This window comes from Nonomuraea angiospora (genome assembly GCF_014873145.1).
Taxonomy (GTDB): Bacteria; Actinomycetota; Actinomycetes; order Streptosporangiales; family Streptosporangiaceae; genus Nonomuraea; species Nonomuraea angiospora.
This window is the reverse complement of record NZ_JADBEK010000001.1, coordinates 8943487-8956058: the sequence shown is the minus strand read 5'-3', so window position 1 is coordinate 8956058 and position 12572 is coordinate 8943487. Positions and strand designations below refer to the sequence as shown.

At 70.3% G+C, this 12572-nt stretch carries 11 protein-coding genes and 1 pseudogene; 6 read left to right on the top strand and 6 right to left on the bottom strand.

What is annotated here, in order from left to right; all coding sequences use genetic code 11:
* The first annotated feature begins 56 nt into the window (after positions 1–56).
* A complete protein-coding gene (locus tag H4W80_RS41370; protein WP_192790028.1) occupies positions 57–446 on the top strand; it encodes a hypothetical protein in 390 nt (129 codons plus the stop codon).
* Here the strand turns inward: H4W80_RS41370 and H4W80_RS41365 are convergent.
* The 4 genes from H4W80_RS41365 to H4W80_RS41350 all read right to left on the bottom strand — a co-directional run bounded on the left by H4W80_RS41365 (position 440) and on the right by H4W80_RS41350 (position 4377).
* Entirely contained in the window at positions 440–1444 is a 1005-nt protein-coding gene (locus H4W80_RS41365; protein WP_318787292.1) for a polysaccharide deacetylase family protein, read from the bottom strand. The two genes, H4W80_RS41370 and H4W80_RS41365, sit on opposite strands and share 7 nt — an antisense overlap.
* 170 nt (positions 1445–1614) lie before the next feature.
* Positions 1615–2832, bottom strand: a complete 1218-nt coding sequence (locus H4W80_RS41360; protein ID WP_192790027.1) for an NADP-dependent isocitrate dehydrogenase — start codon at positions 2830–2832, stop codon at positions 1615–1617.
* A gap of 56 nt (positions 2833–2888) precedes the next feature.
* Positions 2889–3185 (bottom strand): DUF3017 domain-containing protein, encoded by a 297-nt coding sequence (locus tag H4W80_RS41355; protein ID WP_192790026.1) that lies wholly within the window; start codon positions 3183–3185, stop codon positions 2889–2891.
* Positions 3186–3255: 70 nt separating this feature from the next.
* A complete protein-coding gene (locus H4W80_RS41350) occupies positions 3256–4377 on the bottom strand; it encodes a citrate/2-methylcitrate synthase (protein WP_192790025.1) in 1122 nt (373 codons plus the stop codon).
* A gap of 238 nt (positions 4378–4615) precedes the next feature.
* Between H4W80_RS41350 and H4W80_RS41345 the strand changes: the two genes are divergently transcribed.
* Complete coding sequence (locus tag H4W80_RS41345) at positions 4616–5263, top strand: FHA domain-containing protein (protein WP_192790024.1); 648 nt, start codon at positions 4616–4618, stop codon at positions 5261–5263.
* A gap of 152 nt (positions 5264–5415) precedes the next feature.
* On the opposite strand, the gene H4W80_RS41340 is transcribed toward H4W80_RS41345, so the two are convergent.
* Positions 5416–6879: a glycoside hydrolase family 10-like protein gene (locus tag H4W80_RS41340; RefSeq protein WP_337960009.1), complete on the bottom strand. Its 1464-nt coding sequence runs from the start codon at positions 6877–6879 to the stop codon at positions 5416–5418.
* A 178-nt stretch (positions 6880–7057) separates the two neighbouring features.
* Here H4W80_RS41340 and H4W80_RS41335 point away from each other — a divergent pair, with 178 nt between their 5' ends.
* Positions 7058–8467 (top strand): glycoside hydrolase family 3 protein, encoded by a 1410-nt coding sequence (locus H4W80_RS41335; RefSeq protein ID WP_225963931.1) that lies wholly within the window; start codon positions 7058–7060, stop codon positions 8465–8467.
* The gene (locus H4W80_RS41330) at positions 8452–9324 is read left to right on the top strand and encodes a MurR/RpiR family transcriptional regulator (protein WP_192790021.1); all 873 of its coding nucleotides are present in this window, start codon (positions 8452–8454) and stop codon (positions 9322–9324) included. Before H4W80_RS41335 ends, H4W80_RS41330 begins: the two co-directional genes overlap by 16 nt.
* A 229-nt stretch (positions 9325–9553) precedes the next feature.
* Here H4W80_RS41330 and H4W80_RS41325 read toward each other — a convergent pair whose 3' ends face one another.
* Positions 9554–10324 (bottom strand): IclR family transcriptional regulator, encoded by a 771-nt coding sequence (locus tag H4W80_RS41325; RefSeq protein WP_192790020.1) that lies wholly within the window; start codon positions 10322–10324, stop codon positions 9554–9556.
* Between the two features lie 114 nt (positions 10325–10438).
* Here H4W80_RS41325 and H4W80_RS41320 point away from each other — a divergent pair.
* Together H4W80_RS41320 and H4W80_RS41315 are read left to right on the top strand one after the other, a co-directional pair.
* A pseudogene (locus H4W80_RS41320) lies at positions 10439–10868 on the top strand (hypothetical protein); the annotation flags it as partial.
* Positions 10865–12565 (top strand): thiamine pyrophosphate-dependent enzyme, encoded by a 1701-nt coding sequence (locus H4W80_RS41315; protein ID WP_192790019.1) that lies wholly within the window; start codon positions 10865–10867, stop codon positions 12563–12565. The pseudogene H4W80_RS41320 and the gene H4W80_RS41315, both read left to right, overlap by 4 nt.
* The last annotated feature ends 7 nt before the right edge of the window (positions 12566–12572 follow it).

The following is a 12572-nucleotide window of genomic DNA, read 5'->3' as shown; positions in this document are numbered from 1 at the left end:
CTTCAGCACGATCGAACGGTCCTTTTCCGCTCACCGTCTGGTCGCCCAAGGGCAAGGTGGTCGGACGCTTCACGTTGCCCGGCAACCTGGCGGCGAGCGCCGTGCCGTCGCCGTCCGGGCGCACGACGGCCACGCTCGCCCGCGAGGTCACGCCGGACGGCGTCGCCGGGCACGGCATGGTGCTCACCGACACCTCAACCGGCAGGCCGGCGCGCACCGTCGCGCCGCGGCTGCCGGCGGGCCGGCAGGCGCGGACCGTCCTGCGCTGGGACGGCGAGGACGCCGTCGTCGTGCGGACCTCCGGTCCCCGTGACGAGAGCGCGCACCACGTCGTGGACCTCGCCACCGGGGCGGCGCGGCCACTCGACGTACGCATGAGTGACGTGGCCGACCAGCTCCTGCGGCCCGCCGAGCTGGGAGTGGTCCTCGGGAAGGTCCGTCAGTAGGGCAGGCCCCACTTGGTGAAGGTCTTGCGCAGGTACGGGTTCTTGAACTTCGGGTACGCCACGGTCCGCACGTCCCCGTCCGAGGTGTAGCGCATGTCCGGGTTGTTCTTGAGCCAGTCCAGCCACGCCTCCGAGCAGAACTGCTTGCAGTCGCCCTTCTTCTCCATGACCTTGATCCGCGGGATCCCCGGCGGTTCGAACGCCTTGCTGAACGGCGCCGGCGCGGGCGTGTAACCGGCTAGGAACGCGCCCAGGTGGTTGTAGGACTTGCCGTGCATGGACCAGTCCTTGTTGCTCGGCTGGTTGCCGTACGGCAGGGCGATCGTGGTGGGGTGGACGCCGGAGAGGGAGGCGATCTGCTCGGCGATCGAGCTGATCTGCTCGTCGACCTCCTTGTGCGAGCGTCCGCGCAGGTTGATGTGGTCGCGGGTGTGGTTGCCGATCTCGAAGCCGTTGTCCTTGAGCCAGCCCAGCATCTGGGCCTGCTCCTCGCGTACGGTCTTGCCGAACATGTCGCGGGTCACGTAGAAGGTGGCCTTCGCCGGGAAGCCCGGGTTCTTGGCCGCCACGTCCTTGAGGATGGCGACGGCGGTGTTCGGGGCGGGGACGCCCACCTCGTTGAGCGTCAGCTGTGACGGCGAGGAGTCGTCGAAGGTCAGCACCACCGGGTGCTTGCCCGCCGGAATGTCGATCTTCCCGGCCACCATCTCGGCGGCGGTGATCGGCACGTACCCCTCCCTGGCCAGCCGCTCCAGATCCGCGCGGAACTGCTGCGGCGTCCGGTCGTCCGTCGAGCCCGGCTTGTCGATCACCCGGTGGAACATCAGCACCGGGATCTGCCCCAGTTCGTTCGCCTTGACCTCGGCGGCGCGCTTGACCCTGGCGGCCTGGGCCGCCTTGAGCTTGGCGGCGGCGTCGACCTTGGTGTCGGCCATCTTGACGGTGGCGGGCTGCGAGTCGCAGCCGCTCAGGAGGGCGGCGGCGGCCAACAGCCCCACTCCACTGAAAATACGCAGTCGCATCCGAACCCCCCGAGACGCGCACGACTGTTACGAGAGGGCTCTTACCCAGCTGATCAACTACGCCACGCCGCGTCACCGTCAAGAGATGGTCTGGGAAGCGGACACGCGAAAGGGCCGCCCTCGGGCGGCCCTTTACGCCGAAACGGTCAAACTGCCATCTTCTTCTTGAGGTTCTCGTCCAGCGCCGCCAGGAAGTCCTGGGTGGTGAGCCACTTGGCGTCGCCGCCGACCAGGAGCGCCAGGTCCTTGGTCATCTGGCCGCCCTCGACGGTCTCGATGCAGACCTCCTCCAGCCTGTTGGCGAAGTCGGTCACGGCGGGGGTGTTGTCGAGCTTGCCCCGGTGGGCCAGGCCGCGCGTCCACGCGAAGATCGAGGCGATGGGGTTGGTGGAGGTGGGGTTGCCCTTCTGGTGCTCGCGGTAGTGGCGAGTCACGGTGCCGTGCGCGGCCTCGGCCTCGACGGTCCTGCCGTCGGGGGTCATCAGGACCGAGGTCATCAGGCCGAGGGAGCCGAAGCCCTGGGCCACCGTGTCGGACTGCACGTCGCCGTCGTAGTTCTTCGCGGCCCAGACGTAGCCGCCCTCCCACTTCATCGCCGCGGCGACCATGTCGTCGATGAGGCGGTGCTCGTACGTGAGACCGGCCTGCTCGAAGTCGGCCTTGAACTCGCTCTCGTAGACCTCGGCGAAGATGTCCTTGAAGCGGCCGTCGTACGCCTTGAGGATCGTGTTCTTCGTCGACAGGTAGACCGGGTAGTTGCGGGCCAGGCCGTAGCGCATCGACGCGCGGGCGAAGTCGCGGATCGACTCGTCCAGGTTGTACATCGCCAGCGCGACGCCGCTGCCGGGGAAGTCGTACACGTCGAGCTCGATCGGCTCGGAGCCGTCCTTCGGCGTGTAGGTCAGGGTCAGCGTGCCCTCGCCGGGGATCTTCAGGTCCGTGGCGCGGTACTGGTCACCGAACGCGTGACGGCCGACGACGATCGGCTTGGTCCAGCCGGGGACCAGACGCGGCACGTTCGACATGATGATCGGCTCGCGGAAGATCACGCCGCCGAGGATGTTGCGGATGGTCCCGTTGGGGGACTTCCACATCTTCTTGAGACCGAACTCCTCGACGCGCGCCTCGTCCGGGGTGATGGTGGCGCATTTCACACCGACGCCGTACTTCTTGATGGCGTTCGCGGCGTCGATGGTGACCTGGTCGTCCGTCTCGTCCCGGTACTGGATGCCGAGGTCGTAGTACTTCAGGTCGACGTCGAGGTAGGGAAGGATCAGCTGGTCCTTGATGAACTGCCAGATGATCCGGGTCATCTCGTCGCCGTCAAGCTCGACGACCGGACCCTCCACCTTGATCTTGGGCATGCGAATGGTTCCCCTTCAATGTTTTGATGCGTTGAGGCTATCGGACCGTCCGGTCATCAGGCGAAAAGGGACAGTATCAACGCTTTGAGCTCGTTGTTGTAGAGCAGGAGCGAGGTCAGGACCAGCACGAACCCGAACCCGACCAGCGTGATGACGTCGACCTTCTTGCTGCGGATGGACAGTTGCCCACCGTAACCGGCGAAGCGGAGGGCGGCGGCGATCATGATGGCGGCCCCCAGCGTGAACCCGCCCCAGCGCGGGTCCACGAAAAAGATCACGAGCACGCCGATGACCGCACCCGCCAGAATCAGCGGGTACGGCCCCCAGCTCTCACGCTCAGTCCCGTCGCTCAACGTGCCTGCTCACAGTCGCATTCGCTGCGGGCCTCCGTTGGCATCGCGCCTCGCTCTCTCCGGCCCAGGCTCATCGCTCGTCTAGTGGCTTCCACTTCTGATCGGTCTCACCGATGTACTCACTGTCGGGCCGGATCAGCCTATTGTCTGCGTGCTGCTCTATGACATGGGCAGTCCAGCCAGACATACGGCTGATCGAGAAGACCGGCGTGAAAAGGTCGGTCGGGATCCCGAGATAGTGGTAGACCGAAGCCGCGTAGAAGTCGACATTGGGGTAGAGGCCCTTCGTCTCGAAGACGACCTCCTCCATCTCCTTGGACATCCGGTAGTAGGTGTCGTCGCCGCCGGCCTCGGCGAGCTCGGCGGACATCTTACGCAGATGGGTCGCACGCGGGTCCTCGGTCTTGTAGACGCGGTGACCGAACCCCATGATCTTCTCGTGGGCCGCCAGCTTGTCGCGTACGACCTGGGCCACCTGGCCCGGCGGGATCGACTCCAGCAGCTTCATGACCTGCTCGTTCGCCCCGCCGTGCAGGGGGCCCTTGAGGGTGCCGATGGCGGCGACGATCGCGGAGTGCATGTCCGAGAGGGTCGCGGCGCAGACGCGGGCGGCGAACGTGGAGGCGTTCATGGTGTGGTCGGCGTGCAGCACCAGGCACTCGTCGAAGATCTCGACCGCGCGGGGATCGGGGACGCGGCCGGTGACCTCGTGCAGGAAGTTCGCGGCGATGCTGAGCGACGGGTCGGGCTCGGGAACGCTCCCGCCGGTGCGGGCGGCGTGGTAGCGGGCGACCAGCAGCGGCTGCTGCGCGGTCAGCCGGGCCGCCTTGCGCAGGTTGGCGTCGGGGGCGATGGAGTCCTTGTCCGGGTCGTCGGCGCCGGACAGCGAGACCAGGCTGCGCAGCGCCTCCATCGGTTTCTGCTTCTCGGCGATCTCGGCGATGTTCGCGGAAGCCAGTGCGCCCAGGTCACGGCCCTGCGCCAGCTCGTCGACGTACGCGTCGAGCTCGGACCGGTTGGGCAGCTTGCCACGCTGGAGCAGGTGTGCGGTCTCCTCGAACGTCGCGCGACCGGCCAGGTCGTGGATGTCGTATCCACGGTAGAAGAGCCGGCCGGCCTTTCCGTCAATGTCGCTCAGCGCTGTGGACGCGGCAACGACATCGGCCAGGCCTTTCGTGGGCTTGTCCGCCATGAGTGTTTCCTCCGCTTATCTTCGTCCGAAGTCTACCCGTGAGCAGGCAAAACCGGCCTCAAAGGTCCAGACCAATTTCACGCCGGATTCTCCTTTCGGCAAAGGCGATTCCGCATCCCCTCGTTTGGGTAAGCCGGAGCTGTAGTAATAGTTACGGCGGGCTACCTGGGGAGGAACTGCCGTGCTCCAGGTGGAGGCGTGCCGTTCATACGCTGCCTCACAAGGGGAGGAACCGCCAGTGGAGGGGCCGTTCATACGCATCGAGGACACTGGCGAGGTGGTCCCGTTGCGCCCCGAGATCACGACGGTCGGGAGGGGCCGGGGAGTCGACATCCGGCTCACCGATCCCAGCGTGTCTCGACTCCATGCCGAGTTCGTCAGACGAGGACCCTACCTGTACGTCGTCGACCTGGGGCTGTCCAGGAACGGCACGCGGGTGAACGGCAGGCCGATCGCCCGGAGGGTCCTTGACGACGGCGACGTCGTCTCCTTCGGCGCGGCGCGGGGTCGCATCGGTGGAGTCCCCCGTGAGGACTTCACCCCCGAGGTCGAGCTGCGCAGGGCGGCGGCGCCCGAGCTGACCAGGCGCGAGGTCGACGTGCTGACCTCGCTCTGCAGGCCGGCGCTGTCGGACGAGGCGTTCGTCGCCCCGGCGACCGCGCGCGAGATCGCCGACGACCTGGTCGTGACCGAGGCCGCGGTCAAGCAGCATCTGCTGCGGCTCTACCAGAAGTTCAGGATCCCCGAGGGCACCAACCGGCGCACGCGCCTGGCCAACGAGGTCGTCGCGCTCGGTCTGGTCCGGCCGACCCCCGTGGTGCCGCCGCAGCGCTCGACGGGCACCCCCGCTGAGCAGCCGTCGGCGGCTGGGCGAAGGGCTTCCTGACGACGGTTCTTGGGGCCTGATCGCGACCGGGGCTTCGGCGAGGGGTTCCGGCAGCGTCGGAACCCGAGCGTCAGCGTGCCCGCGACCCACGGGAAACGGGCACGTCGCCGGCCAGGAAACCGGCCGGCGACGCGCATCCGCGAAGCATGCTGTCAGATCACCCTGAAGCCGTTGCTCGGCTTGCTGGTCCGGTTGGCCCGGTCCACCGCGACCACGTAGTAGTGATCGCCGCGCTTCCCGTCCGGGTCCGTCCAGCGGACCTGCCGGTCGCCGGGCACGACCGCGACCAGGTGGCGGGCGTCGGCGAAGTCGCGCGAGGACGCCTGCCCGCCGAAGCGGAAGATCGCGAACTGGAACGGCTCGTCCCTGCCGGTGGCCACCGCGCGCACCTCGACCCCGCCGGGCTTGCGCAGCGCGTACGCCAGGACCGGCCGGCGCGGCGGCTCGCCGCCGGCCAACCGCGGGAGCACGGGCGCCAGCGCGGGCCGCTGGTAGTGGTCGTTGACGGCGGTCGTGATGGAGCCGATCCGGTCGACCTTGACGTCGTTGGCGTTGTACCAGATGTCGCCGCTGATCTCGGGGTGGTCCCGGTTGAGCGTCAGGTGGGCGGACAGCTCGCCGGGGGCCTGCCACTGGGCCGCCTGGGCCGGGTCGCCCGCCTTGTAGGCGGCCTGGCCGATCCACAGCAGCGTGTTCGTGCCGCTCGCCACGTCGGACCACCAGGGCACGAGCTTGGAGTAGTCGGCCGGCGGCTGCCCCATGTACCAGTAGAGCTGGGGCGCGATGTAGTCGAGCCAGCCCTTCTTGACCCAGCCGCGGGTGTCGGCGTGCAGGCTGTCGTACGACTGGCCGCCGTTGGTGTCCGAGCCGAGCGGGTCGGAGGCCTTGTTGCGCCAGATGCCGGACGGGCTGATCCCCCACGCGATCTCCGGCTTGGCCGCCAGGACGCGCTGCTGCATCTCCTGCACCATCAGGTCGACGTTGTTGCGCCGCCAGGTGGCCAGGTCGGGGAAGCCGGCGCCGTACTTGGCGAAGGTGGCGCTGTCGTCGAAAGCCGTGGTGTTGGTGGGGTAGAAGTAGTCGTCGAAGTGCAGGCCGTCGATGTCGTAGCGGGTGATCGCGTCCATCATCGCGTCCTGGCAGAACTTCCGCACTTCCGGCAGGCCCGGGTTGTAGTACAGCTTGCCGCCGAACGGCAGGATCCAGTCGGGGTGCTTGCGCCCGGGGTGGTCGGGGTGCAGCTTGGCGGGGTCGGCCTGCATCGAGACGCGGTACGGGTTGAACCAGGCGTGGAAGGCCAGGCCGCGCTTGTGCGTCTCCTCCACGGCGAAGCCGAGCGGGTCGTAGCCAGGGTCCTGACCTTGGGTTCCGGTCAGATACTGTGACCAGGGCTCGAACGGTGACGGCCAGAACGCGTCCGCGGTCGGCCTGATCTGCACGAACACCGAGTTGAGCTTGCGCTGCACGGCCACGTCCAGCCAGGCGACGAACTCGGCCTTCTGCTCGTCGGCGGTCAGCCCTGGCTTCGACGGCCAGTTGATGTTGACCACCGAGGCGATCCACATACCGCGCATCTGACGCAACGGCGGCACGTAGTCCTGCGCGAAGGCAGGCATCGGAACGGCGGTAGCGGCGGCGGCGAGGGCGAGGCCCTTCAAGAGAGTCCGTCTGCTCGGCATGGGGGGTGGCCTCTCGGAAAGTGGTTGTATCGAAGGCGACGATGACAGAAAATTACCTTCAGATCAACAACCGTGAAGGAAAGTGCCGATGAGTGGTGACCTGTCCAGACTGGCGATGACAGTGTTGCACCCAGGGTACGAGGGGACCTCGGTCCCCGACTGGCTGCGCCGCGCGCTGGGTGAGGGTCTGGGCGGGGTTGTCCTGTTCGCCCGTAACGTCATAGATGCACAGCTCGTACGGCATTTGCGCGCCGAAAACCCGGACACCGTCGTCGCGATCGACGAGGAGGGCGGCGCGGTCACCCGGCTGGAGGTGCCGGCCGGCAGCTCTTTCCCCGGCAACCGGGCCCTGGGCGTGGTGGACGACGTGACGCTCACCGAACGCGTGGGCCGCCAGATCGGCCGGATGCTCGGCGAGCTGGACATCACGCTCGACTACGCGCCCGACGCCGACGTGAACTCCAACCCGGCCAACCCGGTCATCGGCATCCGCTCCTTCGGCCCCACGCCCGACCTGGTCTCCCGGCACACGGTCGCGTACGTGAACGGCGTCCAGGGCGCGGGCGTGGCCGCGTGCGCCAAGCACTTCCCCGGCCACGGCGACACCGTCACCGACTCCCACCTGGCGCTGCCCACCGTGCACGCCTCGCGCGAGGTGCTCTTCGCGCGCGACCTGCCGCCGTTCCGGGCCGCGATCGCCGGCGGGGTGCGTTCGATCATGTCGGGCCACCTGCTCGTCCCCGCGCTCGATCCGTCGATGCCGGCGACGCTGAGCCGTACCGCCATGACCGAGCTCCTGAGGGGCGAGCTCGGCTTCGATGGGATGCTCGTCACCGACGCGATCGAGATGCAGGCGGTGGCCGCCATGTTCACGCCGGGCGAGATCGCGGTGCGGGCCCTGGGCGCGGGCGTGGACGCCATCTGCGTGGGGCTGGCCACCGAGCAGAGCCTGCACGCGATGCGCGACACGATCGTGGCCGCCGTACGCGCCGGAGAGCTGCCCGAGGAGCGGCTCGCGGAGGCGGCCGCGCGGGTGCTCGCGCTCTCCCAGTGGTACGCGGCGCAGGCGGCGCTGCGCGACAAGGCCCGGGGCGACGTGGACGAGGGCGTGGGCCTGGAGGCGGCCAGGGCGGCGCTGACCACCTCCGGCACCGCCAGGCTCGACCGCGCCCCGCTGGTGGTCGAGGTCAACACCCGCTTCAGCAAGGCCGTGGACCCCTCGACGCCGACCGGCATCACGGCGGCGCTCACCTCCCTGCTGCCGAACACGGCCCGGCTGCAGCTCGAACCCATGGGCGACCTGCCGGACCTGGCCTCCGACGGGCGGCCGGTCGTGCTGGTGGTGCACGACGCCGCCCGGTACGACTGGGTGCGTTCGACGGTGGCCAAGGCGCTGGCGGCGCGGCCCGACGTGATCGTGGTGGACACCGGCGTGCCGGCGCCCCCGGGCGAGGCCGTCCACGTGGCCACGCACGGCATCTCCCGCGTGTCCGCGCAGGCGGCGGCAGAATGGCTGACCCAGTGACCGCCGAACCCGCGAACCCGGTCGCCGCCGTACGCGCCGTCCTGCCCTCGCTGACCCCGGCGGCGCAGGCCATCGCCCGCATCATCCTGGACGACCCCGGGCTGGTGGTGCGCAGCACGATCACCGAGTTCAGCGCGGTCTCCGGGACGAGCGAGGCCACCATCGTGCGCACGGCCCGGGCCCTCGGGTTCGCGGGATACTCGCAGATGCGCTTCGCCCTGGCGGCGGCCGTGGCCAAGGAGCCGGAGCGGCTGGTGCCCGGCGACCTCGGGCCCGACGACCCGCTGACCGACGTGATCGCCAAGGTCGCCAGGGCCGAGTCGGAGGCGCTGGCCGACACCGCCGCGCAGCTCGACCCCGACCAGCTGGGCGACGTGGTGAAGGCCATCTCGGTGGCGCGGCGGGTGGACGTGTACGGAGTGGCGGCCTCGGGGCTGGTGGCGGCGGACATGTCGCAGAAGCTGCTGCGGATCGGGCTGTCCAGCCATCCGTTCAGCGACGCGCACCTGGCTCTGACCAGCGCGGCACTGCTCCGGCAAGGCGACGTGGTGGTGGCGATCAGCTGCAGCGGCGAGACGCCCGACGTGCTGGTGCCCGCCCGCACGGCGGCCGACACCGGGGCGCTGGTCGTGGGCATCACCAACAACCCGCGCTCGTCGCTGGCGGAGCTGGCCGATCACACGCTGGTGTCGGCCGGGCGGGAGACGGCGTTCCGGCCCGGGGCGCTGGCGAGCCGGATCAGCCAGTTGCTGATCGTGGACTGCATCTTCGTGGGGCTGGCGCAGCGGACGTACGACACGGCGGACGCGGCCATCCGCGCCACCCGGGACGCCACGGACCGCTACCGCAACCGCTGACCTCGAACACCGCGCACGGCCCAGCACCGCTCCTTCGGCCCGCCGACCCCGGAGCAACCACCGACGTCTGTTGCCGTCCTTTGGGAAGAGAGGGTCGGCCCATGGCTGTGCCCGCACCTCATCGGCCGTCGCTGGGTGCCGCCCCTTGGAGGAAAGGGGCGCGACCGTCGTCGGAGGGGCGGCAGTCGCCGTCGGGAGGGGCGGCGGTCGTCGTCAAAAGGGGCGGTGGTCAGGCGCGGGCGACCGACAGGGCGGCCAGGTCGGCCTCGATCTTGGCGGCCGTGGCCAGCAGCGGCGGCAGGAGGTCGCGGCGGGCCGCCTGCAGCGTCGTACGGCTGGCGTGGGTCGAGACGTTCACGGCGGCCACCGTCCGTCCCGAACGGTCGCGGATCGGCGCGGCGATCGAGCGCAGCCCCTCCTCCAGCTCCTGGTCCACCATCGCCCAGCCCCGCCCGCGCACCTTGCCCAGCTCCGCCCGCAACGCGGCGGGCAGCACGATCGTGTGCGAGGTGAGGCGGCGCAACGGGGCCCGCTCCAGGTACGCCTCCAGCTCCGCCGGAGGGAGGCCGGCCAGCAGGACCCGCCCCATCGACGTGCAGTAGGCGGGGAACCGGGTCCCGATGCTGATCGTCACCCGCATGATCCGGGCCGTCGCCACCCGGGCCACGTAGACGACGTCCTCCCCGTCCAGCACCGCCACCGAGGCCGATTCGCGCACCTCGGCCGCCAGGCGTTCCAGGTGCGGGTCGGCGACCTCGGGCAGCGACAGGCTCGACAGGTACGCGTACCCCAGCTCCAGCACCCGGGGCGTGAGCGAGAACAGCCGCCCGTCGCTGCGCACGTACCCCAGGTCTTCGAGCGTGAGCAGGAATCGCCTGGCCGCGGCCCTGCTGAGGCCGGTCGCGCGGGCCACCTGGCTGAGCGTCAGCTCAGGGTCGGTGGCGCTGAACGCCCGGATGACCGCGAGCCCCCGGGCCAGCGACTGCACATGATCAACCATCGTGATCCCCTTGACACGGGCCGGTAAGAGCGTAGTTTCCGCGATACGGGGTTGTTCGGTCAGAGAATACATGTGCGCATCGCGAACAAATAGGAGCGCTCAGATGCGTCGCCGGGGCTGCTGCCGGTCAGTGGGGGCGAGGTGCGGGTGGACGACGTGCCCGTGACCGGGCCGCCGCCGCGGATGGCCGTGGTGTTCCAGGAGTACGCGCAGGGCGGTGGCGTACCAGCCGCAGGTGTTGCTGATGGACGAGCCGTTCGCCGCCGTGGACGCCCAGACCCGGGCGGACCTGGAGGACCTGATCCTGCGGCTGTGGCGGGACCTGGAGGTGACCACGCTGTTCGTCACCCACGACATCGACGAGGCCGTTTACCTGGGGCAGCGCGTGATCGTGCTGTGCTCGTCGCCGACCGTGATCCTGGAGGACCTGAAGGTGGACCTGCCGTCCGAACGCGACCAGCTGACGACCCGTTCGCTGCCCCGCTTCGACAAGCTGCGCGGGCACGTCTACCGGCAGATCCAGCGGGCAAGGGAGCGGCGATGACCACTGTCAGGGACGCCACGTTCGACGTGCTCAGGCGGTACGGGCTGACCACGGTCTTCGGCAACCCCGGCTCCACCGAGGTGACCCTGCTGACCGGGCTCCCGGACGACCTGCGGTTCGTGCTCGCGCTCCACGAGGGGTCCGTGGTGGGGATGGCCACGGGGTGGGCGATCGGGCACGAGGCGCCCGCGCTGGCCGTGCTGCACACCACGGCCGGGCTGGGGAACGCGGTGGGCGCCATCGCCACCGCCCGGGTGAACCGGGTGCCGCTGGTGATCCTGGTCGGGCAGCAGGACCGGCGGCATCTGGCGCTGGAGCCGTTCCTGACCGGGCACCTGAGCGGGCTGGCCGGGGACTACCCGGTGCGGGTGGACCAGCCGGTACGGGCGCAGGACGTGCCCGGGGCGGTGGCCCGGGCCTTTCACGAGGCGACGACCTTCCGCGGGCCCGCGCTGGTCGTGGTGCCGATGGACGACTGGGAGGCGCCCTTCTCGGGGGAGACGGTGGCGGCGCCCGTACGGATGGTGCGGCCCGCCGGCGTCTCGGACGACGACCTCGCGCCGCTGGTGCAGCTGCTGTCGGCGGCCCGCTCGCCGGCGATCGTCGCAGGCGCCGGCGCGGGGGCCGGCACGGGCGCGGGGGCCGGCGCGGGCGCGGGGGCTGGGTGGGACGCGCTGGTCGCGCTGGCCGAGCGGCTCGGGTGTCCCGTGTTCCAGGAGTCGTTCGGGGGGCGGGCCGGGTTCCCGCAGGACCATCCGCAGTACGCGGGGGTGCTGCCCGCCGACCGGGTACGGCTGCGGGAGGCGCTGGCGGGGCACGACGTGGTGCTGGCGGTGGGGGCTCCGGTCTTCCGGCAGTACCCGTACGCGCCCGGTCCCCTGGTGGCGGCGGGGACGTCGGTCGCGGTGATCACGGACGACCCGGCCGAGGCGCATCGCAGCCCGGCCGACCTGGCCTACCTCGCCTCGCCCCCGGCCGTCTGCGCCCGGCTGACCGCTCTGCTGCCCCCATCGTCACCGGCCGCGGAACGGGCTCCCGCCGAACTACCGGCCGCAGGACAGGCTCCCGCCTCGGACATCCCCGAACCACCGGCCGCGGAACGGGCTCCCACGCCGGACATTCCCGAACTACCGCCCACTGGACGGCCGTTGCGGGCGGCGCACGTGCTGCGCGAGCTGGCGCGGCGCCTGCCCGCCGACACCGTGCTCGTCGAGGAGACCCCCTCCTCCCGCCCCGACCTGCACCGGCTCGTGCCCGCCAGGACCCCGCTCGGCTTCCTGTCGGCCGCCATGGGCGGGCTCGGGTTCGCCGTGCCCGCCGCGGTGGGCCTGCGGATGGCGCTCCCCGACCGGCCCGTGGTCGCCGTCGTGGGCGACGGGTCCGCCCTGTACGGCGTGCACGCCCTCTGGAGCGCCACGCACTACCGGGTGGGCGCGCTGTTCGTCGTGCTCACCAACGGCCGGTACGCGATCATGGACCGGCTGGCCGACAAGCAGGGCGGCAAGGCGCCGTGGCCGCCGTTCACCGAGGTGGACATGGGCGGCCTGGCCAGGTCCCTGGGCTGCCCCGCCAGGCGGGTGGACTCGTACGACGAGCTGAGGGCGGCCCTCGACGAGGTGCTGCCGTCGCTCGCGGCCCGTGAGGAGCCCCTGCTGCTCGGCGTGACCGTGACCGTGGATCCGGACTTCCAGCCTTAGGAGGCTC

Excerpts from the sequence above, each read along its gene's own strand:
- H4W80_RS41350 (WP_192790025.1), bottom strand. The coding sequence starts at position 4,377 with ATGGCGGACAAGCCCACGAAAGGCCTGGCCGATGTCGTTGCCGCGTCC.
- H4W80_RS41315 (WP_192790019.1), top strand. The coding sequence starts at position 10,865 with ATGACCACTGTCAGGGACGCCACGTTCGACGTGCTCAGGCGGTACGGG.
- H4W80_RS41360 (WP_192790027.1), bottom strand. The coding sequence starts at position 2,832 with ATGCCCAAGATCAAGGTGGAGGGTCCGGTCGTCGAGCTTGACGGCGAC.
- H4W80_RS41335 (WP_225963931.1), top strand. The coding sequence starts at position 7,058 with ATGACAGTGTTGCACCCAGGGTACGAGGGGACCTCGGTCCCCGACTGG.
- H4W80_RS41330 (WP_192790021.1), top strand. The coding sequence starts at position 8,452 with ATGGCTGACCCAGTGACCGCCGAACCCGCGAACCCGGTCGCCGCCGTA.
- H4W80_RS41325 (WP_192790020.1), bottom strand. The coding sequence starts at position 10,324 with ATGGTTGATCATGTGCAGTCGCTGGCCCGGGGGCTCGCGGTCATCCGG.
- H4W80_RS41340 (WP_337960009.1), bottom strand. The coding sequence starts at position 6,879 with ATGCCTGCCTTCGCGCAGGACTACGTGCCGCCGTTGCGTCAGATGCGC.